The following is a 20,836-nucleotide window of genomic DNA, read 5'->3' on the forward strand; positions in this document are numbered from 1 at the left end:
GAACCGTCCTCGCCACTCACGAGGCTTTCAGGCACCGGTGGTCGAGCCGGGCCGCACGATCATCAGCACCGTCACCACGGCCCACAGCAGATTGAACATCCCGGTGTACATCGCCACCCGGCCCGCCGTGACCGGCGCCGACGGCGGCTCCGCGTCCAGCGCGGCGAGGATCGCGTTCTGCCCGGGCAGCACCAGCAACGCCAGCACACCGGCGGCGGCCGCGGTGAGCACGATCGACACGATCACCCACGCGTCGCCGAAGACCCGCATGCTGCCCGCCGTCGCCAGCCCGAAGAACGGCACCGCGATACCGAAGATCGCGTAGACACGGCAGATCCGGTTGAGCGCGCGCAGGACGGACAACCCGGAACCCGGTTCGGCGAAGGCCTTTCGCGCCGCCGCGGGGAACATGCTCGCCGCGACGGTGACCGGGCCGACCGCGATGACGGCGGCGAGCACGTGGAGGATCAAGAGGATTTTCGACACGCCGCCGAGCCTATGATCGTCACCTCGGTGTCCGGTACCGGTGTTTTCGACAGATGTCGCAGGATTCCGGCCATCCGGCTACGTCCGGCGACGTACGCGGAGTGCCGCCCGTGAACGGATGTGGCGAAGGCCTCCCCCGCGACACCATTCGTCACCATGAACCTTCCCGTGGACACAGACGAACTCACGAAACGGTACGGCGAGCAACTCGCCGTCGACCGGATGAAACTGACCGTGCTGCCCGGCGAGATCTACGGTTTCCTCGGCCCGAACGGCGCGGGCAAGACGACGACGTTGCGAATGCTGCTGGGCCTCGTCCGGCCGACTTCCGGCAGCGTCCGGCTGTTCGGCAGGCCGCCCGGCGACCGCGGTGACCTCGATGGGGTCGGCGCCCTGATCGAATCGCCGGGGTTCTACCCGTACCTGTCCGGTGCGGACAACCTCAAGGTGCTGGCCCGCTACAGCGGAACGGATCCGCTCCGCGTCGGCGAGGTGCTCGCGATGGTCGACCTCGCCGATCGCGGCAAGGACCGGTACTCCACCTACTCCCTCGGCATGAAGCAGCGGCTCGGTGTCGCGGCGGCATTGCTGAAGGACCCGCGGCTGCTGATCCTCGACGAGCCCACCAACGGGCTCGACCCGGCAGGCATGGCCGACATGCGGGTGCTGATCCGGCGGCTCGGCGCGGAGGGCTGCACCGTGCTGCTGTCGAGCCATCTGCTCGGCGAGGTCCAGCAGGTCTGCGACCGCGTCGGCGTCGTCTCACGCGGGCGGCTGGTCGCGGAGAACACGGTGGCCGAACTCCGCGGCGGCACGGTGCTGCACATCGAGTCCGACGAGATCGTGCGCACCGCCGGCCTGGTGCGGCGCTGGATCGGCGCGGAGAACGTGCGCGAGAGCGGGACCGGTCTCGATCTGACCGTCGACCCGGAACGCGCGGCGTGGCTGAACCGCGAACTCGTCACGGAAGGGATCGCGGTGCGTGAACTGCACGTCCGCGAACGGGATCTGGAACAGGTCTTCTTCGAGCTCACCGGAGAGGTGGCAGGTCATGTGGGGTAGCTGCACCGCCGAGCTGGCGAAACTCGTCCGGCGTCCGGCGAACTGGTTCATGCTGGGGATCGCCGTCGCGCTCGGCCTGACCTTCACCTATCTGCTGCCGCTCGCGGGCGCGGCGGGCTCGTCGAGCGGAGCTCCCGGTACGGATCGCGGACTGGCCTCGACCCTGCCGTCCAACCTGGTCGGCAACGCGATCGGCGGGCTGCCGGTGTTCCTCGGGGCCATCCTGCTCGTGCTCGGGGTACTGGCCGTCGGCACCGAATACGGCTGGAGCACGTGGAAGACCGTGCTGACGCAAGGACCTTCACGGCTGACCGTCTACAGTGGAAAGTTGTTCGCGCTGGCCGTCGCGTCGCTGACCGTCGTGCTGACGAGTTTCGCGACCGGCGCGATCACGAGCGCGCTCATCGCCTCTTCGGAAGGCGAGCCGATGAACTGGCCGTCGTTCGGCTCACTGCTGACCGGGGTCGGCGCGGGCTGGCTGATCGCGATGACGTGGGCGGCACTCGGCGCGGCGCTCGCCATCGCGATGCGCGGGGTGGCGCTGCCGATCGGGCTCGGCCTGGTGTGGCTGCTGGTGGTGCAGAACCTGCTGTTCGGGGTCGCGGCCCCGCTGGTGGACTGGGTCGGCACGCTCCAGCTGGCGCTGCCGGGAGCCAACGCCGGTTCATTGGCGGCGTCGCTCGGCGCTTCGGGCGCGACGCCGGGTGTCGGGGAACTCGTGAGTGCCTCGCAGGCGACGCTGGTGGTGGCGGGCTACCTGGTGGTCTTCGCCGGTCTCGGCGGCTGGCTGCTGCGGCGCCGGGATGTCCTCTGAAAGTCCGTGAGGGCCTCCTTCCCTACCCTGAAGGTAGTGAAGGAGGCCCTCACGGACGGCTAGGCGAGGGCGTCCAGGTCAGCCAGCACGTCCGCGGGCAGTTCGAGGTCCGCGGCGGCGACGTTCTCACGCAGGTGCGCCGGCGAGGACGTGCCCGGGATCAGCAGGATGTTCGGCGACCGCTGGAGCAGCCACGCGAGCGCGACCTGCATCGGCGTCGCGCCGACCCGACGGGCGCAGTCGTCGAGCACGCCGGATTGCAGCGGCGTGAACCCGCCGAGCGGGAAGTACGGCACGAACGGGATGTTGATGGCCGCGAGGGCGTCGAGGAGCCCGTCGTTGGCGCGGTTCGCGACGTTGTACTCGTTCTGCACGCAGACGACCGGCGCGATGGCGCGCGCTTCCTTGACCTGCTCCGCCGACACGTGGCTCAGGCCGAGGTGCCGGATCAGGCCCTGCTGCTGAAGCTCGGCGAGCACCTCGAACGGCTCCGTGATCGAGACCGGGATCGGGAAGACGCCGTGCTCCCCCGCGAGCCGCAGGTTGACCACGTCGAGGACGTCGAGGCCGAGGTTGCGCAGGTTGTCGTGGACCGCGGAGGTCAGCTCCTCCTTCGAGAGCGCCGACGGCCAGCCCTTGTCCGCGGACCGCTTCGCGCCGACCTTCGTGACGATGTGCAGCTCGTCCGGGTACGGATGCAGGGCCTCGCGGATCAGCTCGTTGGTCGTGTGCGGGCCGTAGAAGTCGCTCGTGTCGATGTGGGTGACGCCGAGCTCGACCGCCTCGCGGAGGACGGCGATCGCGGCGTCGCGGTCGCCCGGCGGCCCCCAGATGCCGGGGCCGGACAGCCGCATGGCGCCGTAGCCCATCCGGCTCACGGTGAGGTCGCCGAGGGAGAGGGTGCCGCCTGGGCTCATGGTCGCTCCTTGTGCAAGTGGGTTCCGCTCACCTTATGCAGGGTCGGCCGCCCCGGCGCGTGCGGGAAGGGAGCAAGGGACCTTTGCTACCACTCGGGGCGCTGACCTGCACGAACAGCCAGGCCGACCAGCTGGTTCGCCAGCCCTTCGGTCAGCCCGTCGACGAACATCGCGGGGCCGGAGGGCGCCCCGCGTTCGGCCAGGACCGTCGCCACGGCCTCGCCTGGATTCGCGTACGGCCACAGCCCCGCGACGAGGATGAAGACGGCCTTCGCGAAGTACACGGCCGCTTCGGCGTCCAGCGGGACCTGGGTCCGGACGACCTCGGCGAGCCGTTCGGTCCGTTCGCCGGCCCGCGTCTTGAACGTCCGGGCGGTCTCCACGGAGATGTTGCGTTCCAGTACCGCGGCCATCGTGCTGATCAGCTCGCACAGCAGGCGCTGCCGCGAGAGCGACGTCGCGATGACGGTCGCGACTCGCTCGTAGCCGGGGCCGTCGAGGGCGCTCAGCTCGCCTTCGAGTTCGTCGAGCCACGAGACCCAGACCGAGTCCAGGACCTCCAGGAAGATCGCCTCCCGGCTGTCGAAATACCGCAGCACGTTCGACTTCGCCAGGCCCACCCGATCGCTCAGTTCACGCAGGCTGATCCGGGAGACGGGCCGCTCGGCCAGGAGTTCGCGCGCCACGCCGAGGATCGCCGCGCGCCGGGCCTCGACCTGTTCCGGCCGCCGTGCGCGCTGGAAGTCGAGGACCACGCGGCGCACGGTACCAGACCACCCGGCTGTTATTCGGCCTTCGCGGCCCTCCGCGCCTGAACCCGTTTGTAGCTCCAGATCAGCAACGCGAACAGGATGAGGCCGGAAAGGATCAGGCTCGACCCGGTGCTCCAGCCGCCGAGCGGCAGGCCGGGCACGACTCCCCACACGACCCCCGCGGCCAGCAACCCGAGCCCCGCCAGCACCGAACCCGCGATCCGCAACGGAGACGAAACGCTGTCCTCGGCCGCCTTCATCGCCCTGTCGCGGATCGGATCGACGTACTTCTCCACGGCGGGGAACTCCGAGGCCAGCACGAGCAGGCCCGCGAGCACCAGCAGCAACCCGGGCCCCGGCAGCACGAGCAGCGCGATACCGACCGCCAGCAGGATGATGCCCGCGATCAGGATCAGGGCCTGTTTCACGGGTTTTCCGATGCCCACCGTCGTCTCCTCGCCGTCGCCGCTTTCCGTCGATTGTGCCGGGCGAGACGGAAAAGCGCTGGTCCTGGCATGGTCTGTTTCGGACGAGACCGTTCGTCGGGGTGATGAACAGTCCAGCCCAAGGAGGATTTGATGCGCTACATGTTGCTGATCTGCGGGACACCGTTCCCCGGTGCGGACGACTGCGAAGACCCGCTGGACGAGCGGACACAGGAATGGGTCGACGAGATGACCGCTCGCGGAGTGCGGTTGTCCGGCAGCAGGCTCCGGTCGGCGGCCACCGCGACCACCGTGCGCCACCGCGACGGCGAACTGCTCGTCTCGGACGGGCCGTTCGCGGAGACGAAGGAACAGATCCTCGGCTACGACCTGATCGAGTGCGCCGATCTCGACGAGGCGATCGAGGTCGTGTCGAAGCATCCGGTCGCGAAGTTCGCGACCATCGAGATCCGACCGATCTGGCCGACCCCCTGAACGCGCCTCGTGAGTGGCGAGGACGGTTCTAACCATCCTCGCCACTCACGAGATCACCCACCGGCCAGCAGCTGCTCGAACGGCACGAACCCGCTCTCCGGAGCCGCCTCGGCACCCTCCGCCGACAGCCGGGATGCGAGCTCTCGCCCGGCCCGCGACGCCCGCTTGTCGAGATCACCCGGAGACGCCCAGTCCGACGAAGCCGCGTACACCGCCGTCGAGACAGGCTCGGCGCGAAGGTAGGCGAAGAGCGGACGCAGCGCGAAGTCGAGCACCAGCGAATGCCGTTCGGTCCCGCCGGTGGCGCCGATCAGCACCGGCTTCCCGTCGAGCGCCTTCTGGTCCAGCACGTCGAAGAACGACTTGAACAGTCCGCTGTACGACGCGGTGAACACCGGCGTCACGGCGATCAGGCCGTCCGCGGCGGTCACCGTGTCGATGGCCGCGCGCAGGGCCGGGGACGGAAACCCGGTCAGCATGTTCTTCGTGACATCGACGGCCAGATCGCGGAGTTCGATCACCTCGATCTTCACGTCCGGCAGCGCGACGGAAACCGCCGCGGCCAGTTTGTCGGCGAGCAGCCGCGTCGAGGACGGCCGGCTCAGCCCCGCGGTCACCACTGCGATCGTCGTCATGCCAAGACCTCCAACCGAGAAGCGTGAGTGGGCGCCTCGGGCACATGCGCCGGGCGAAGCGAGTCGAGTTCCTTGCGCAGCACCGGGATCACGTGCTCGCCCAGCAGGTCGAGCTGTTCCAGCACGGTCTTCAGCGGCAGTCCGGCGTGGTCCATCAGGAACAGCTGGCGCTGGTAGTCGCCGAAGTGCTCACGGAAGGTCAGCGTCTTGTCGATCACCTCTTGCGGGCTGCCGACGGTCAGCGGCGTCTGCTCGGTGAACTCCTCCAGCGACGGCCCGTGCCCGTACACCGGCGCGTTGTCGAAGTACGGCCGGAACTCCCGCACCGCGTCCTGCGACTTGGGCCGCAGGAACACCTGACCGCCCAGTCCGACGATGGCCTGGTCCGCCTTGCCGTGCCCGTAGTGCTCGTACCGCTCGCGATACAGGTTGATCAGCGCCTGGAAATGCTCCTTCGGCCAGAAGATGTGGTTCGCGAAGAACCCGTCGCCGTAGTAGGCGGCCTGTTCCGCGATCTCCGGGCTGCGGATCGAACCGTGCCACACGAACGGCGGGACACCGTCGAGCGGCCGCGGCGTCGAGGTGAACTCCTGCAGCGGCGTCCGGAACTTGCCGGACCAGCTGACCACGTCCTCGCGCCACAACCGGTGCAGCAGGTGGTAGTTCTCGATGGCCAGCGGAATGCCCTGGCGGATGTCCTGCCCGAACCACGGGTACACCGGACCGGTGTTGCCGCGCCCCATCATCAGGTCGACGCGGCCGTCGGCGAGATGCTGCAGCATCGCGAAGTCCTCGGCGATCTTCACCGGGTCGTTCGTGGTGATCAGCGTGGTCGAGGTGGAAAGAATGATCTTCGACGTCTGCGCGGCGACGTAGCCGAGCATCGTCGTCGGCGAAGACGGCACGAAGGGCGGGTTGTGGTGCTCGCCGGTCGCGAAGACGTCGAGGCCGACTTCTTCGGCCTTGAGCGCGATGCGCACCATCGCCTTGATCCGCTCGTACTCGCTGGGCGCCTCCCCGGTGGTCGGGTCGGTCGTCACATCGCCCACCGTGAAGATTCCGAACTGCATGACCTGCTCCCTGGGCCGGGGTTACGTTGCTTGAGCGTTCAACCTCACGCGCGCAAGAAGTATTCCAGACCATCGGCGCGAGCTGAAAGGGTGACTTGATCGGCCCCGGAAGTGACCGCACCCACACTCGAATCCATGTGGCTCACCTCCCTGCTTGTGACAACGTTGACATTCACCCTCACGCCGGCCACCACCACTCCCGAACCCGCTGTCGCGGCGACGATCTGCGCCAAATACTGCGACAGCCGCGACCCCGCACTGGCCGTCGGAGAAAGAAGACCCGGCACCGCGTCCGTCTGGGGCCGCGCCATCACGCTGCATCTCAGCGACGGCGACAACATGGGCTGGGGCAGCATCGGCAACGGCGACCCCGGCGACGAGGTCTGGCTCGACCGCTCCTTCGACGGCGGCCGCACGTGGGCGGGCGACAGCCGGATCGGCGACACGAAGATCCCGTCCGGTCACCGCGGCTGGCGCACGCTGATGTTCAACGTCGACGACCCCGCCACCCACCGTTTCGGCGCCCTGCGCGCCTGCGGAAAGGCGGGCAACCGGCCGGAAATCGCCTGTACGCCGTGGTTCCGCACCACGGTCGCCGCCAACTCCCGCGCCGAGGCCGCGGCCACCGCGCTGATGCAGTTCTACGACAACGGCACCGGACTCTGGCAGACCACGGGCTGGTGGAACTCCGCGAACGCGCTGACCGCGATCCTCGACTACAGCACGCGAACCGGTTCGCAGAACTACCGCTACGCCATCGGCAACACCTTCGACCGCAACCGCGGGAACAACTTCACCAACGAATACATCGACGACACCGGCTGGTGGGCGCTCGCCTGGATCCGCGCCTACGACTTGACCAAGGACCGCCGCTACCTCGACACCGCCGTCATCGCGGCGGACTACATGTACTCCTACCGCGACGGGACCTGCGGCGGCGGGCTCTGGTGGTCGACGGCGAAGACGTACAAGAACGCCGTCACCAACGAGCTGTACGTCAAGGTGGCCGCGTCACTGCACAACCGCCTTCCCGGCGACACACGCCAGCTCGCGCGGGCACGCGAGGTCTGGGACTGGTTCCGCGCGAGCGGCATGATCAACGGCAGCGCCCTGGTCAACGACGGCCTGAACGCCTCCTGCGCCAACAACGGCCAGCCCGTCTGGAGTTACAACCAGGGAATCGTCCTCGGCGCACTGGTCGAACTGCATCGCGCGACCGGTGACGCCGCCCTGCTCACCACGGCCAGGCGGCTCGCGGACGCCTCCACCACGACGTCGCTCCTGCACTCGAACGGGATCCTGCGCGACCCCTGCGAGTCCGGCGACTGCGGCGCCGACGGACCGTCGTTCAAGGGCGCGTACGCGAGAGGTCTCGGCGAGCTGGACCGGGCGCTGGCGGGCAGGCCGTACCGCGCTTACCTGACGCGCCAAGCGAACTCGACGATCGCGGCCAACCGCACGTCGCTCGACCAGCACGGCCTGCGCTGGGCGGGGTCGGTCGACAAGATCGACGCCGCCCGTCAGCACAGCGCGCTGGAGGTCCTCACGGCAGCCCTCTGATCCGCCTGTCGGCGAACCCGCGACCGCGATCGACGTCGGCAGGGCGGGTTCGCGTTCGGTCGATTCCGAGATCCATCTTCAGCTCCGCCAACCGGCCCCGTCCACCGGATCCGGGACGTGCAGCCAGGCGCGGACCTCGGTCTCCTTCTCGTGCACGAGCACCTGCCGGTAGCTCATCGTGTCGAGACCGGGGCCGCCCTGGTCCTGGACGTCCTCGTGGAACCGGTCCGACACGAGCACCACCACGGGCGACTCGTCCGGCGCTTCGGCGAGCGCGTCCCGCAGCACCCGCGAGTCCAGCAGCCGGGCGAGCAGCACCTTCGGCCGCCCCGTCACGCCGTACTCGTCGAGCGCGATCTCGCCGGCGTGGATCGCCACGCGCACCCGGATCCGCAGGCCGGTCTCGGTGACGACGTTGTACCTGGCCAGTTCCGCGGTCAGCCGGGAGAGCAGCGGGTACACCAGGCGGAACTTCGGGAAATGCGGCGGGACCACGACGATCATGCCGTCGCCGGTGTCCCGCTTCAGGCAGGCGTCCCAGGCGATCCCGCTGGTCTCGAAGGCTTCGGCGAGCAGGCCGAAGAGCATCCGCCGGACCTGCACGAAGATCTCGCTGCTGCGTCCGACCTGGCCGAAACCGGCGATGTCGATCGAGAACAGCCCGCAGTGCATGCCGGACTCGACCCACGCCACCGGCGGCGGATAGAGGATCTTCTTCCGCAACAGCGCGAGGTGGACACAGGACACGGTGATCAACAGGATCGTGCCGAAGAACCACGAGAGGGCCAAGCCCGTCCCGACCGAACCGTCCGTTTCCTCGAGGGAGAGCAGGTAGAGCAGCCCATAGGAGACCGCACCGTAGAGGAAGACGTACAGCACCACGAACGTGCGGCGCAGCCGGATCGCCGCGTGCACGAACGGTAGCGGCGCGAGCAGTCCGAGCGACCCGACGACCACCACGAAATACCAGAGACTCACGACGCGCCGCGCGGTCGAGACACGTGTGGGACCGGTTCCGACGGCCACCTTGTTCCCCCCGTCACCCTGTGACACCGGAAACGATAACGCCTCATCCGAGCACTGAGGAAGCCGCTTTCCCCAGCCGTGACCCGGCCATCGGGACGGCGTGATGCGCCACACCGGGGGCTCGGGAGGCCGAAGCTGTCGTAGGGGGCGGATATCCTCCAGTACGGTGTCGCGTTGAACACCACCTCCACGAGCTAGTTCGCGAGCCACGACTCCAGGAGAAGTACCCAGTGACTGCTGAGACCCTGTACGGGGCCGACGACCTGACGCATCTCGAGGGTCTGGAAGCGGTCCGCAAGCGCCCCGGTATGTACATCGGCTCCACCGACAGCCGCGGTATCAACCACCTGTTCTCCGAGGTCGTGGACAACTCGACCGACGAGGGTGTGGCGGGTCACGCCACGAAGATCGTGGTCACCCTGCACGCCGACGGCAGCGTCCAGGTCGACGACGACGGCCGCGGCATCCCCACCGGTACGCACGCCAAATCCGGTTTGTCCGGTGTCGAGCTCGTGCTGACCAGGCTGCACGCGGGCGGCAAGTTCGGCGGCTCGGGCTACAAGACCTCCGGTGGCCTGCACGGTGTGGGCGCCTCGGCGGTGAACGCGCTGTCGCACCGCTTCGACGTCACGGTGAAGCAGAGCGGCAAGGTCCACCAGATGTCGTTCGCGCACGGCGTCCCCGGCGTGTTCGACGGGCCCGGCCCGAAGGCCAAGTTCACCCGCAAGTCCGGGCTGAACATCACCGGCAAGATGAAGCGCGGCGAGCGCTCCGGCACGTCGATCCGGTACTGGTACGACGCGCGCTACTTCGAAAGCGGCGCCGCGCTCGACGTCGAAGGTGTCCGCGCGAAGATGCGCAACACCGCGTTCCTGGTCCCCGGCGTCACGTACGTCCTGCGCACCGCGGTCGACGACTCGATCAGCGAAGAGACCTTCCACTTCCCCAACGGCCTCGCCGACATGGTCGACTTCCTCGCCCCGGACAGCGAAAAACCCGTCTGCGGCACGCTGATCATCAACGGCGAGGGCACGTACAAGGAGAACGCGGCCGACGCCAGCGGTGTCATGCAGTCCAATGTGGTGCGTCACGCGGAGGTCGAGGTCGCGCTGCGCTGGGGCACCGGCTACGAGCGCACGGTGGAGTGCTTCACCAACACCATCCGCAACGTGCACGGCGGCACGCATCGCCGCGGTTTCGACCGCGCGGTGCTGAAAGCCTTGCAGGACGCCATTTCCAAGACCCGTGGGCTGCTCAAGCCCAAGGAGGACATGCCGACCGTCGAGGACGTGCTCGAAGGGATGACGGCGGTCGTCCACGTCCGGCTGCCGGAGCCCCAGTTCACCTCGCAGACCAAGGACGAGCTGTCCACCGCGGGCATCACCCGCGTCATCCAGGGCGTCGTGGACAAGCACATCCGCGCCTGGACCGAAGAGCGCAAGACCAAGTCCGAGGCGAAGATCGTGCTGCAGAAGGTGGTCGACGCGGCACGCGTCCGGCTCACCCAGAAGCAGCAGAAGGACGCGGCCCGGCGCAAGACCGCGCTCGAAGGCGCGGCCATGCCGCCGAAGCTGGTCGATTGCCGCACCACCGGCGTCTCCCGCAGCGAGCTGTTCCTCGTCGAGGGTGACAGCGCGCTCGGTTCGGCGCGGATGGCGCGCGTCTCGGAGTACCAGGCGCTGCTTCCCTTGCGCGGCAAGATCCTCAACGTCCAGAAGGCGTCGCTCGGCGACACCTTGAAGAACGCCGAGATCGCCTCCATCGTGCAGGTGCTCGGCGCGGGCAGCGGGCGCACGTTCGACCTGTCGACCATGCGCTACGGCCGGGTGATCCTGATGGCCGACGCGGATGTCGACGGTTCGCATATCCGCACGCTGCTGATCACCCTGTTCGCCAAGTACATGCGGCCGGTCATCGAGGACGGCAGGCTCTACGCCGCGATGCCGCCGCTGCACAAACTGGTCACCAAGGGCCGCAACCCGGAGTCCCACTTCACCTTCACCCAGAAGGAGATGGAGACCAAGTTCGCGGAGCTGGAGCGGGCGGGCAAGCAGATCGTCACCCCGGTTCAGCGGTTCAAGGGTCTCGGCGAGATGGACGCCGAGGAACTCTGGGACACCACGATGAACCCGGCCACCCGCGCGGTCCGCCGGATCACCATCGACGACGCCGAAGCCGCGGAGAACGCGCTCGAACTGTTGATGGGCGAGAAGGTCGAACCGCGCCGCAACTGGCTGGTCGCCTCCTCCGACCGGGTCGACCGCGAAGCCATCGACGCCTGATTTCGTTGCTATTCAAGGAGCTTTGAGCAATGGCACGCCGCAAGGGCACCACCACCAAGGTCGACCCGTCAGCGTTCGACCGCCCCGGCGCGAACGTCTTCGACAACTCGCTGAAGACGGAGATCGAGGATTCGTACCTGGAGTACGCGTACTCGGTCATCCACTCGCGGGCGCTCCCGGACGCGCGGGACGGGCTGAAGCCGGTGCACCGCCGGATCATGTACTCGATGAACGAGAACGGTTACCGGCCGACACACGCGTACGTGAAGTCGGCCCGCGTGATCGGCGACGTGATGGGCCGGTACCACCCGCACGGCGACACCGCGATCTACGACGCCATGGTCCGGCTCGCACAGGACTTCTCGCTCAACGTGCCGCTGGTCGACGGGCACGGCAACTTCGGCTCCCCCGACGACGGCCCCGCCGCCTCGCGGTACACCGAGGCGCGGCTCTCCCCGGAAGCGATGCTGCTGGTCGGTGAGCTCGGCGAGGACACCGTCGACTTCCGGCCGAACTACGACGGTTCGCTCGAAGAGCCGTCCGTGCTGCCCGCGGCCTTCCCGAACCTGCTGGTCAACGGCACCTCCGGGATCGCGGTCGGGATGGCGACCAACATGATCCCGCACAACCTGTCCGAGATCATCGGCGCGGCGCGGTGGCTGATCAACCACCCGAACGCCACCCTCGACAAGCTGATGGAGTACGTCCCGGGCCCCGACCTGCCGACCGGTGGTTCGCTGCTGGGGCTGGACGAGGTCCGCCGCGCGTACGAGACCGGCCGCGGTGTGGTGCGGATGCGCGCCAGCGCCGAGACCGGTCCGCTGGAGGGCAGCCGCGGCCGTCAGGCCATCACCATCACCGAGCTGCCGTACGGCGTCGGCCCGGAGAAGGTGATCGAGAAGATCACCGACGAGGTCAACAAGTCCAAGCGGCTCACCGGCATCGCCGACGTCAAGGACCTCACCGACCGCGAGAACGGCACGCGGCTGGTCATCGAATGCAAGGTCGGCGTGAACCCGCAGGCGCTGCTGGCGGATCTGTACCGGCTCACGCCGCTGGAGCAGTCGTTCGGCATCAACAACCTGGTGCTCGTGGACGGGCAGCCGCAGACGCTGGGGCTCAAGGCGCTGCTGGAGGTCTTCCTCAGCCACCGCTACGAGGTCGTCACCCGCCGCACGCGCTACCGGCGCCGCAAACGCGAAGAGCGTCTGCACCTGGTCGACGGTCTGCTGATCGCCCTGCTCAACATCGACAAGGTGATCAAGGTGATCCGCGAGAGCGACAACGCCGCGGCCGCGAAGGACGGCCTGATGAAGCGGTTCAAGCTCTCGGAGATCCAGGCGACCTACATCCTGGACACGCCGCTGCGTCGGCTCACGAAGTACGACCGCATCGAACTCGAAGCCGAGCAGGACAAGCTGCGCGAGGAGATCGCCGAGCTGTCGAAGATCCTCGACGACGAGTCGGTGCTGAAGAAGGTCGTCTCGGCCGAGCTGGCCAAGGTCGCCAAGGACCACCCGACCGAGCGGCGCACCGCGCTGATCGACGGTGACCTCAAGGAGGTCCTCGCCGCGTCGAAGCCGTCGGGTCCGCTGGAGGTCGCCGACGATCCGTGCCAGGTGATCCTGTCGGCCACCGGCCTGGTCGCGCGGACGGCGGCGGAATCGGAGGAGGCGTCGGAGGTGCGGCGCCGCAACGGCCGTGTCAAACACGACTCGGTGGCCGCGGTGGTCCATTCGACCGCGCGCGGTCAGGTGCTGCTGGTGACCAACCGCGGCCGCGCGTTCAAGACCGACGTGCTGCCGCTGCCGGTGCTGCCCGAGCAGGCCGGCACGGTGTCGCTGCGCGGCGGGATGGCCGCGAAGGAACTGGTGCCGCTGGAGAAGGGCGAGCGCGTCATCGGCCTGGCCCCGCTCGGCGAACAGGCCGCCGGCTCGCCTGGTCTCGCGCTCGGCACGAAACACGGCGTGGTGAAGGTGTGCGCGCCGGAGTGGCCGGTCCGCTCCGACGAGTTCGACGTGATCAGCCTGAAGGACGGCGATGAGGTCGTCGGCGCCACCTGGCTCACCGACGGCAACGAGACTCTGGCGTTCCTGTCGTCCGAAGCGTCACTGCTGCGCTACGCCGCTTCGCTGGTGCGGCCGCAAGGACTCAAGGGCGGCGGCATGGCCGGGATCGTCGTGCGCGGCGACGCGGAAGTGGTCTTCTTCGGCGCGATCCGCACCGACGACGCCGAACACGGCGAGCCGATGGTCGTCACCGCGACCGGCGCGAGCGTGAAGGTGACCCCGTTCAGCGAGTACCCGGCCAAGGGCCGCGCGACCGGTGGCGTCCGGGCGCAGCGATTCCTCAAGGGCGAAACGAGGCTGATCGTCGGCTGGATCGGCCCGCGCCCGGCCGGTGCCGCCCGCAACGGCGACCCGGTGGAGCTCCCCGAAGTCGACATCCGCCGCGACGGCTCCGGCCACGCCCACCCCGGCCCGGAGGTCGTCGGTCACCTGATCGAACGGGACTAACCCCCGCACACGCGTACCCGAAGCCGTAACTCGCGTGCTTGAGCACGAAACTCGCGTGCTTCGGGCCGTAACTCACCTGCGGCCAACCCCGCCGCGAGTTACGGCCCCAAGCACGCGTGTTACGCCTTCCAGCACGCGAGTTCCGCCCCCGAGCACGCGAGTTACGCCCTCCGTCACTCGTGATCGCCCTCCGATCACGCGTGTCGTCCGTTCGATCACGCGTGTCGTCCATCTGGTCACGTGTGCCGTCCGGCGATCGGCCACCCCACGCGTGGTAGCAAAGGTCCCTTGCTCCCCCGGCCACCGCGTTCAGAGGACTAATCGCGAGGGCCCAGGAGACCCTTCGCGATGTGCGTCACCTGGATCTCGTTGCTTCCCGCGTAGATCATCAGCGACTTCGCGTCCCGCGCCAGCTGCTCCACCCGGTACTCCGCCATGTACCCGTTCCCGCCGAACAGCTGCACGGCCTCCATCGCGACCTCGGTGGCCGCCTCCGACGAGTACAGCTTCATCGCCGAAGCCTCGGCCAATGTCGGCATCTTGCCCGCGCGCAGGGTCTCGATCAGCTGGAAGACCATGTTCCGCACGTTGATCCGCGCGATCTCCATCTTCGCCAGCTTGAGCTGGATCAGCTGGAACCGCCCGATCTCCTGGCCCCACAGCTTCCGGTTCTTCGCGTAGTCCACGCAAAGCCGATGACACTCGTTGATGATCCCGAGCGCCAGCGCCGCGACGCCGATCCGCTCGACGGCGAACCCGGACTTCACCTCGGCCTTGCTGTCACCGTCGCGGCCGGTCTCGGATTCGCCGAGCAGCCTGTCCCGCCCGAGCCGGACGTCGCTGAAGAACAGCTCGCCGGTCGGCGACGACATCATGCCCATCTTCTTGAACGGCTTGCCCTGCGTGAGCCCGGGCATGCCCTTGTCCAGCACGAACGTCAGCACCTTGCGGTCCCGCACTTCCGAGCCGTCGTCGAGCTTCGCGTACACGATGATCGTGTCGGCATAAGGCCCGTTGGTGATGAACGTCTTCTGTCCATTGAGGACGTACTCGTCACCCTCGCGCCGCACCGACGTCTTCATCCCGCCGAAAGCGTCCGAGCCGGAATCGGGTTCGGTGATCGCCCACGCCCCGACCTTCTCGAACGTCGCCAGCCCTGGCAGCCAACGCTCCTTCTGCGCTTGCGTGCCCTTGGTCAGGATCGTCTGCGCGGTCAGCCCGATACTCACGCCGAGCGACGCGACGATGCCGAGGCTGACCCCGGCCAGTTCGCTCACCGCGATGAGCGCCATCGCCTCCTGCCCGCCGAACGCCAAGCCACCGCCACCGGACCCGCGCTCGCCGGACAGCAGTTTCGACACCGATTCCCGCGCGAGCGCGTCGATGCCGAAGGACGCGAACATCTTCCGGATGATGTCGTACGGCGGCAGCGTCCCGCTTTCCAGCGCGTCGAGATGCGGCCGGATCTCCTTGTCGATGAAGTCCCGGATCGCGTCCCTGATCAGCAGTTCGGTCTCGGACCACTCGATCACGGGAGCCTCGCGGCGATGTCGTCGATCTCCCAGGCGGCCTCGGTTTCGATCACCTTGACGTCGTGCCAGCCCGCGAGTTCGGAGATCGCGCCGCCCTGCACCGCGAACACCTTGCCGGTGAGCGGGCATTTCTCGGTCGCGAGGTAGGCGACCAGCGGCGAGATGTTCGCCGGGGAGAACGCGTCGAACTCCCCTTCTTCGACCTCCTGCGCGAAGATCGCGCCCATGCCCGGCGTCGCCAGGGTGAGCCGCGTGCGCGCGATCGGCGCGATCGCGTTGACCCGCACGCCGTAGCGCTCCAGTTCCTCGGCAGCGACCAGTGTCAGCGCGGCGATGCCGGCTTTCGCCGCGCCGTAGTTCGCCTGTCCCGCGTTCGGCAACGTGGTCCCGGACGCCGAGGCGGTGTTGATCACCGAACCCGCCACCGGCTCCCCGGCCTTGCTCGCGCTCTTCCAGTACGCGGCCGCGTGCCGCAGCACCGCCGCGTGCCCCTTCAGATGCACTGCGATCACGGAATCCCATTGGGACTCTTCCAGTCCCGCGATGAACGCGTCGCGCAGAATGCCCGCGTTGTTCACGACGACGTCGAGCCTGCCGAATTCACCCACCGCCTGCGCGATCAGGTCCTCCGCGCCCGCCCAGTCGGCGACATTGGCCGTGTTCGCCACGGCCTTCCCGCCCGCCGCGCGGATCTCGTCGACGACCTCCTGCGCGGGCCCGGCGTCGCTGCCGCTGCCGTCGTTCGACCCGCCGAGGTCGTTGACCACGACGCTCGCGCCCTCCCGCGCGAACAGCAGCGCGTGCTCGCGGCCGATCCCGCGTCCGGCCCCGGTGATGACGGCGACCCGCCCGTCGAGTGCTCCCATGGCTTTGCTCCTACTCCGCGAATTCCGCGAGACCGTCTTTGATCACGACGGTTTCGCCGACGGTGGTTTCGAACGCGTAGCTCCCGGCACCCGCGCTCCAGATGGACGTCGTCAGGTCCTGGCCGGGCAGCACTGGTTTGGCGAACCGGACGGCGAACCGTTTCAGTCTGTCCACATCGGACCCGGCGACCTCGGTCAGCAGCGCCCACGAGGTGAACGCCATGGTGCACAGGCCATGCGCGATAATCCCCGGCAGTCCCGATTCCTTCGCGACCTCTTCGTCGAGATGGATCGGCATGGGGTCGCCGGCGGCGGGCGCGTACCGATACGTCTGGTCGTCGTCGACGTGCTGGTTCACCTTCGCCACCGGCGCCCGCGAACGGAGGTCTTCGTCGAACTTGTGCTCCGGCCCGAGTTCGCCGCGTGTCTCCCCGGTGTCGAACCCGCGCACGAACAGCGTCACGTACTGCTCGTTGACCAGATCGCCGTCGTCGGTCCGGCATTCGAGGTGGATGGTGCCGCGGGTGCCGTTCGGCAAGCCCTCGTAGCCGGTCATCCGCGCTCGTGACACGAGCTTGTCGCCGGGACGGATCGGCCGGTGGAACCGGAATTCCTGCTCCCCGTGCACGATCCGGCCGAACAAGCCGACCGGGACGACCTCGAGCGCGGGTTCCATCAGCGACTCGAACACCGGCACGATCGCGAACACGGGGCTCGCGACGTCACCGGCGAGATGCGCCGGGATCGGGTCGTTGGTGGCCTTCGCGTACTCGATCAGCCGCTCGCGCGTGACCTCGAACCGCGACTCGCCGGTCCACTTGCCGAGCCCGCCGGGGTCGAATCGCTCGGTCACGAGACCAGCGCCTTGAAGTTCTCGAGGGAGGCGTCGAGGTTCTTCTTGCCGTCCTTCTCGACGGCCTTGCCGAGCGCACCGACGATCATCTGGCCGGCGAACTCCGCGTCGATGCTGGCGAGCGAACCGTCTCCGGACGCCTCCACGGACAACTCGAACTTGACCTTCACCCCGGCCATCCCGGTGCCGGAGATCGCCAGCTTCGACGGCGCCTCGAACTCGTCGACGGTCCAGGTGATCGTGTTCGGCATCCCGAGCATCGTGACGACCTCCGAAGCCTGTGCGCCTTTGGAGAATTCGGCCGGGACGTCGCCCTTCCACTTGGTGTGGATTGTCAGCCACTTCTCGAAGTTGTTGGGGTTGGAGAACTCCGCCCACACCTTGTCGGGGGCCGCGGGGAGTTCGACGGAGGCACTGATCTTGCCCATGGTTCTTCCTTTCGGGATCAGCGCTCGGCGCGCTGGTAGGCGGTGACGACGGCGGCGCCGCCGAGTCCGATGTTGTGCTGCAGCGCGGCCTGGAGGCCGTCGACCTGGCGTTTGTCCGCGGTCCCGCGCAGTTGCCAGGTGAGTTCGGCGCATTGCGCGAGGCCGGTGGCGCCGAGCGGGTGTCCCTTGGAGATCAGCCCGCCGGACGGGTTGACGACCCACTTCCCGCCGTAGGTGGTGTCACCGGAGTCGACGAGCTTCCCGGCCTCCCCTTCGGCGCAGAGCCCGAGCGCTTCGTAGAGCAGGAGTTCGTTGGCGGAGAAGCAATCGTGCAGCTCGATGACCTGGAAGTCCTCCGCACCGAGCCCGGCCTGGTCGTACACCTGGCGCGCGGCCTGGACGTTCATGTCGTAGCCGATGATGTTCTTCGCGGTGCCGTCGAAGGTGCTGGCGAAGTCGGTGGTCATCGCCTGCCCGACGATCTCCACGGCCTGCCCGGCCAGCCCATGCGAGTCCACAAAGGACTCACTGGCGAGGATCGCCGCGCCGGAACCGTCCGAGGTCGGCGAGCACTGGAGCTTCGTGAGCGGGTCGTAGATCATCCGCGAGTCCAGGATGTCCTGCAGTGAATAGCTTTCCTGGAACTGCGCGTACGGATTGTTCACCGAATGCCGGTGGTTCTTCTCGCCGATCTTGGCGAAGTGCTCGGCGGTGGTGCCGTAGGTCTTCATGTGTTCGCGGCCCGCCGCGCCGAACATCCACGGCGCGGGCGGGAAGAGCACCTCGGAGATCTCCGCGAGCGCCTGGATGTGCCTGCCCATCGGCTGCTCGCGGTCGTCGTAGGTCGAGCCGAGCGATCCGGGCTGCATCTTCTCGAAGCCGAGCGCGAGCGCGCAGTCCGCGCGGCCGCCCCGGATCGCCTCCGCGGCCAGGTACAGCGCGGTCGACCCGGTCGAGCAGTTGTTGTTGACGTTGACGACCGGGATCCCGGTCATGCCGAGTTCGTAGACCGCGCGCTGCCCCGAGGTCGACTCGCCGTAGACGTAGCCGACGTAGGCCTGCCGCACCTCGTCGAAGGAGATCCCGGCGTCTTCGAGCGCCTTGGTCCCGGATTCCTTCGCCATCTGCGGGTAGTCCCAGCCCTCGCGGCGTCCGGGTTTCTCGAACTTCGTCATGCCCACGCCGACGACGTACACCTTGTTGGCCACCACGACGCTCCTTGTCGTTGCTGTTGGAACTGAAGATACAGACAGGTCTGTATTTATCAACCCTTACATACAGGTCTGAACGGATGTTACTTACGGCACGGTGCGTGTCAGGTGACGCAGACGGGAGGGCCGCACCCCCGTTAAACAGGGAGAACACGACTCACAGGGGGTAACGATGAAACGGACGAGCATGGTCCTGGCGGCCACCGTCGCCGCCGGGCTGCTGTCGACGGGCACCGCCTCGGCAGCCGGTTGGACGATGAGCTACCTACGGCCGCCGGGCGGCGACGCCATCCGGGTGGTGGCCACCGACGGGGCCGGAAGCTACGCGGGGCACTCCGACCGGGGGCTGCTCACCTGGTCGGGCTGGATGGTGCGGAACCACGGCTTCCCGGCGGGCCACGACACGGTCGAAGCCGTGGACGAGAACACCTCGAAGGCGATTCTCACGAACGGGTACGCGATCTCGACGAGGACCAAAAGCTCGTTCGTCTTCCAGAACGGCGGATTCCAGCTGCTGGAGAAGGTCCCGGGGTACGCCCAGACGGTCGTCACGGGGATGAACAACCGCGGCGACATCGTCGGCCACGTGTTCAACGATCCGCGCTATGGCTCGTGGGCGGCGTTCTGGCCGGCCGGCGACCGCGCGCACCCGGTGTTGCTGGACACCCCGCCGTTGCTCAGCCCGGTGGACATCGACCACGACGGCACGATCCTGATGCAGGAGCAGGGCGGCGGTGCCTGGCTCTGGAAGGACGGCACGACACGGCAACTCGTCCCTCCCGAGGGCGTCCGCGAAGCACGCGCCATCGCGATCCGGGACGGCAAGGTGCTGGCGGACACCCAAGGCGGCCAACGGCTTTGGACGGCCTACGACACTTCCATCCCGGTGCCGGAATCCATGACGGTGACCGCGCTCAACGGGTCAGGACTCCTCACGGGCTGCCTGCGGACCATGGGTACCGCCACGATTCCCGCGGCGTGGTCGCCGGGAGGTCCGGTGGAGACGCTTCCCGCGCCGTCCAGCGGTTGCGGCGCGATCGTGAGCGACAACGGGGAAATCATGGGGACCCTGCAGGACGACGACTACTTCGACAAGCTCGTGGTGTGGCGCCGTGGCTAAAGTCGGGGCATGGATCCCGAAGAGCTTCGGCAGCGGTTCTCTCTGCTGACCACCGCACATCTGACCGACGGTTGTGTGCGCGCCGGCGTTCAGGTCCGGTGCGCGCCCACCGGCACGCACTCGGTCGTGCCCGGCGGCCGCGTGGCCGGGCGGGTCACCCCCGCCCGGCACGTCGGCAGTGTCGACGTCTTCCTGGAGGCGTACGAAATCGCGAACCCCGGCGACGTCCTCGTCGTCGACAACGGCGGCAGGCTCGACGAGAGCTGCGTCGGGGACCTCGCGGTCCTCGAAGCGCAGGCGGCCGGGCTGAGCGGCGTGGTCATCTGGGGGCTGCATCGCGACACCGCCGACATCAGGAAGATCGGGCTGCCGGTGTTCAGCCTCGGCTCGATCCCGACCGGCCCGCTCTCGGTCTCCGCCCGCCCGGACGGCGCGCTCGAATCGGCCGTCGTCGGCGAGTGGACGGTGACCCGGGAGGACCTCGTGTTCGGTGACGACGACGGCGTCCTGTTCGTCCCGGCCGGCCGGGCGGACGAGGTCCTGGACCGCGCCGAAGGCATCCGCGACACCGAGCGACGGCAAGCCGACCGGATCCGCGCCGGAGAGTCCCTTCGCGAGCAAGTGCGCTTCGCCGACTTCCTCGCGGAGCGGGCGAAGTCGCCTTCGCTGACGTTTCGGCAGCACCTGCGGGCGGTCGGGGGCGCCATCGAGGAGTAGCAAGGGACCTTTGCTACCACCGGAGGGCCTGACCAGGGAAAACAGGCCTCGGTCAGGCCTCCGGGACCC

Annotated in this window: 20 protein-coding genes; 8 read left to right on the forward strand and 12 right to left on the reverse strand. The window is 68.2% G+C overall.

Translation table 11 applies throughout. The annotated features are described in order from the left end of the window. Nucleotides 1–27 precede the first annotated feature (27 nt). Entirely contained in the window at nt 28–486 is a 459-nt protein-coding gene (locus MJQ72_RS34875) for a membrane protein (protein WP_037346056.1), read from the reverse strand. A gap of 156 nt (nt 487–642) precedes the next feature. Here MJQ72_RS34875 and MJQ72_RS34880 point away from each other — a divergent pair, with 156 nt between their 5' ends. Next, nucleotides 643–1,548: an ABC transporter ATP-binding protein gene (locus tag MJQ72_RS34880; RefSeq protein WP_240595333.1), complete on the forward strand. Its 906-nt coding sequence runs from the start codon at nt 643–645 to the stop codon at nt 1,546–1,548. Beyond that, a complete protein-coding gene (locus tag MJQ72_RS34885) occupies nt 1,538–2,362 on the forward strand; it encodes an ABC transporter permease (protein ID WP_240595334.1) in 825 nt (274 codons plus the stop codon). The genes MJQ72_RS34880 and MJQ72_RS34885 overlap by 11 nt, the downstream gene beginning before the upstream one ends. A 59-nt stretch (nt 2,363–2,421) precedes the next feature. Here MJQ72_RS34885 and MJQ72_RS34890 read toward each other — a convergent pair whose 3' ends face one another. From MJQ72_RS34890 to MJQ72_RS34900, 3 genes are all read right to left on the reverse strand, one after another. Then, the gene (locus MJQ72_RS34890) at nt 2,422–3,279 is read right to left on the reverse strand and encodes an aldo/keto reductase family oxidoreductase (RefSeq protein ID WP_240595335.1); all 858 of its coding nucleotides are present in this window, start codon (nt 3,277–3,279) and stop codon (nt 2,422–2,424) included. Nucleotides 3,280–3,365: 86 nt separating this feature from the next. Further along, a complete protein-coding gene (locus MJQ72_RS34895) occupies nt 3,366–4,043 on the reverse strand; it encodes a TetR/AcrR family transcriptional regulator (protein ID WP_240595336.1) in 678 nt (225 codons plus the stop codon). Nucleotides 4,044–4,063: 20 nt separating this feature from the next. Beyond that, nucleotides 4,064–4,477 (reverse strand): PGPGW domain-containing protein, encoded by a 414-nt coding sequence (locus MJQ72_RS34900; RefSeq protein WP_240595337.1) that lies wholly within the window; start codon nt 4,475–4,477, stop codon nt 4,064–4,066. A 132-nt stretch (nt 4,478–4,609) separates the two neighbouring features. Between MJQ72_RS34900 and MJQ72_RS34905 the strand changes: the two genes are divergently transcribed. Then, a complete protein-coding gene (locus tag MJQ72_RS34905; protein WP_240595338.1) occupies nt 4,610–4,951 on the forward strand; it encodes a YciI family protein in 342 nt (113 codons plus the stop codon). 53 nt (nt 4,952–5,004) lie between these two features. On the opposite strand, the gene MJQ72_RS34910 is transcribed toward MJQ72_RS34905, so the two are convergent. Both MJQ72_RS34910 and MJQ72_RS34915 read right to left on the reverse strand, forming a co-directional pair. Further along, nucleotides 5,005–5,586 carry an FMN reductase gene (locus tag MJQ72_RS34910; RefSeq protein WP_240595339.1) on the reverse strand — a complete coding sequence of 194 codons (582 nt, stop codon included), beginning with the start codon at nt 5,584–5,586 and terminating at the stop codon, nt 5,005–5,007. Then, nucleotides 5,583–6,656: an LLM class flavin-dependent oxidoreductase gene (locus tag MJQ72_RS34915; RefSeq protein WP_240595340.1), complete on the reverse strand. Its 1,074-nt coding sequence runs from the start codon at nt 6,654–6,656 to the stop codon at nt 5,583–5,585. Before MJQ72_RS34915 ends, MJQ72_RS34910 begins: the two co-directional genes overlap by 4 nt. A gap of 135 nt (nt 6,657–6,791) precedes the next feature. Between MJQ72_RS34915 and MJQ72_RS34920 the strand changes: the two genes are divergently transcribed. Beyond that, nucleotides 6,792–8,216, forward strand: coding sequence for a glycoside hydrolase family 76 protein (locus MJQ72_RS34920; RefSeq protein WP_240595341.1), 1,425 nt, complete (start codon nt 6,792–6,794; stop codon nt 8,214–8,216). A 78-nt stretch (nt 8,217–8,294) separates the two neighbouring features. Here MJQ72_RS34920 and MJQ72_RS34925 read toward each other — a convergent pair whose 3' ends face one another. Further along, entirely contained in the window at nt 8,295–9,242 is a 948-nt protein-coding gene (locus MJQ72_RS34925) for a hypothetical protein (RefSeq protein WP_240595342.1), read from the reverse strand. Nucleotides 9,243–9,472: 230 nt separating this feature from the next. Between MJQ72_RS34925 and MJQ72_RS34930 the strand changes: the two genes are divergently transcribed. Together MJQ72_RS34930 and MJQ72_RS34935 are read left to right on the forward strand one after the other, a co-directional pair. Then, on the forward strand, nt 9,473–11,524 hold the full coding sequence (locus tag MJQ72_RS34930) for a type IIA DNA topoisomerase subunit B (RefSeq protein ID WP_240595343.1): 2,052 nt from the start codon (nt 9,473–9,475) through the stop codon (nt 11,522–11,524). Between the two features lie 29 nt (nt 11,525–11,553). Beyond that, nucleotides 11,554–14,040 carry a DNA topoisomerase (ATP-hydrolyzing) subunit A gene (locus MJQ72_RS34935; RefSeq protein WP_240595344.1) on the forward strand — a complete coding sequence of 829 codons (2,487 nt, stop codon included), beginning with the start codon at nt 11,554–11,556 and terminating at the stop codon, nt 14,038–14,040. Between the two features lie 317 nt (nt 14,041–14,357). On the opposite strand, the gene MJQ72_RS34940 is transcribed toward MJQ72_RS34935, so the two are convergent. From MJQ72_RS34940 to MJQ72_RS34960, 5 genes are read right to left on the reverse strand one after another with little or no spacing between them, the layout of a single operon-like run. After that, entirely contained in the window at nt 14,358–15,572 is a 1,215-nt protein-coding gene (locus MJQ72_RS34940; RefSeq protein ID WP_240595345.1) for an acyl-CoA dehydrogenase family protein, read from the reverse strand. Next, on the reverse strand, nt 15,569–16,438 hold the full coding sequence (locus tag MJQ72_RS34945) for an SDR family oxidoreductase (protein WP_240595346.1): 870 nt from the start codon (nt 16,436–16,438) through the stop codon (nt 15,569–15,571). Before MJQ72_RS34945 ends, MJQ72_RS34940 begins: the two co-directional genes overlap by 4 nt. 10 nt (nt 16,439–16,448) lie before the next feature. Next, nucleotides 16,449–17,291, reverse strand: a complete 843-nt coding sequence (locus MJQ72_RS34950; RefSeq protein ID WP_240595347.1) for a MaoC/PaaZ C-terminal domain-containing protein — start codon at nt 17,289–17,291, stop codon at nt 16,449–16,451. Then, a complete protein-coding gene (locus MJQ72_RS34955) occupies nt 17,288–17,719 on the reverse strand; it encodes an SRPBCC family protein (protein ID WP_240595348.1) in 432 nt (143 codons plus the stop codon). Before MJQ72_RS34955 ends, MJQ72_RS34950 begins: the two co-directional genes overlap by 4 nt. A gap of 17 nt (nt 17,720–17,736) precedes the next feature. Then, nucleotides 17,737–18,930, reverse strand: coding sequence for a lipid-transfer protein (locus MJQ72_RS34960; RefSeq protein ID WP_315860780.1), 1,194 nt, complete (start codon nt 18,928–18,930; stop codon nt 17,737–17,739). Between the two features lie 172 nt (nt 18,931–19,102). On the opposite strand from MJQ72_RS34960, the gene MJQ72_RS34965 reads away from it, so the two are divergent. Together MJQ72_RS34965 and MJQ72_RS34970 are read left to right on the forward strand one after the other, a co-directional pair. Further along, complete coding sequence (locus MJQ72_RS34965; RefSeq protein WP_240595350.1) at nt 19,103–20,050, forward strand: hypothetical protein; 948 nt, start codon at nt 19,103–19,105, stop codon at nt 20,048–20,050. Between the two features lie 9 nt (nt 20,051–20,059). Next, complete coding sequence (locus MJQ72_RS34970) at nt 20,060–20,767, forward strand: RraA family protein (RefSeq protein WP_240595351.1); 708 nt, start codon at nt 20,060–20,062, stop codon at nt 20,765–20,767. Nucleotides 20,768–20,836 lie beyond the last annotated feature (69 nt).

The sequence above is a fragment of the Amycolatopsis sp. EV170708-02-1 genome (genome assembly GCF_022479115.1).
Classification (GTDB): Bacteria; Actinomycetota; Actinomycetes; order Mycobacteriales; family Pseudonocardiaceae; genus Amycolatopsis.

Bases quoted from the DNA above. Each gene is read 5' to 3' on its own strand.
- MJQ72_RS34910 (WP_240595339.1), bottom strand. From the start codon at position 5,586: ATGACGACGATCGCAGTGGTGACCGCGGGGCTGAGCCGGCCGTCCTCG.
- MJQ72_RS34955 (WP_240595348.1), bottom strand. From the start codon at position 17,719: ATGGGCAAGATCAGTGCCTCCGTCGAACTCCCCGCGGCCCCCGACAAG.
- MJQ72_RS34905 (WP_240595338.1), top strand. From the start codon at position 4,610: ATGCGCTACATGTTGCTGATCTGCGGGACACCGTTCCCCGGTGCGGAC.
- MJQ72_RS34885 (WP_240595334.1), top strand. From the start codon at position 1,538: ATGTGGGGTAGCTGCACCGCCGAGCTGGCGAAACTCGTCCGGCGTCCG.
- MJQ72_RS34965 (WP_240595350.1), top strand. From the start codon at position 19,103: ATGAAACGGACGAGCATGGTCCTGGCGGCCACCGTCGCCGCCGGGCTG.
- MJQ72_RS34945 (WP_240595346.1), bottom strand. From the start codon at position 16,438: ATGGGAGCACTCGACGGGCGGGTCGCCGTCATCACCGGGGCCGGACGC.
- MJQ72_RS34935 (WP_240595344.1), top strand. From the start codon at position 11,554: ATGGCACGCCGCAAGGGCACCACCACCAAGGTCGACCCGTCAGCGTTC.
- MJQ72_RS34970 (WP_240595351.1), top strand. From the start codon at position 20,060: ATGGATCCCGAAGAGCTTCGGCAGCGGTTCTCTCTGCTGACCACCGCA.
- MJQ72_RS34920 (WP_240595341.1), top strand. From the start codon at position 6,792: ATGTGGCTCACCTCCCTGCTTGTGACAACGTTGACATTCACCCTCACG.
- MJQ72_RS34880 (WP_240595333.1), top strand. From the start codon at position 643: ATGAACCTTCCCGTGGACACAGACGAACTCACGAAACGGTACGGCGAG.
- MJQ72_RS34915 (WP_240595340.1), bottom strand. From the start codon at position 6,656: ATGCAGTTCGGAATCTTCACGGTGGGCGATGTGACGACCGACCCGACC.
- MJQ72_RS34890 (WP_240595335.1), bottom strand. From the start codon at position 3,279: ATGAGCCCAGGCGGCACCCTCTCCCTCGGCGACCTCACCGTGAGCCGG.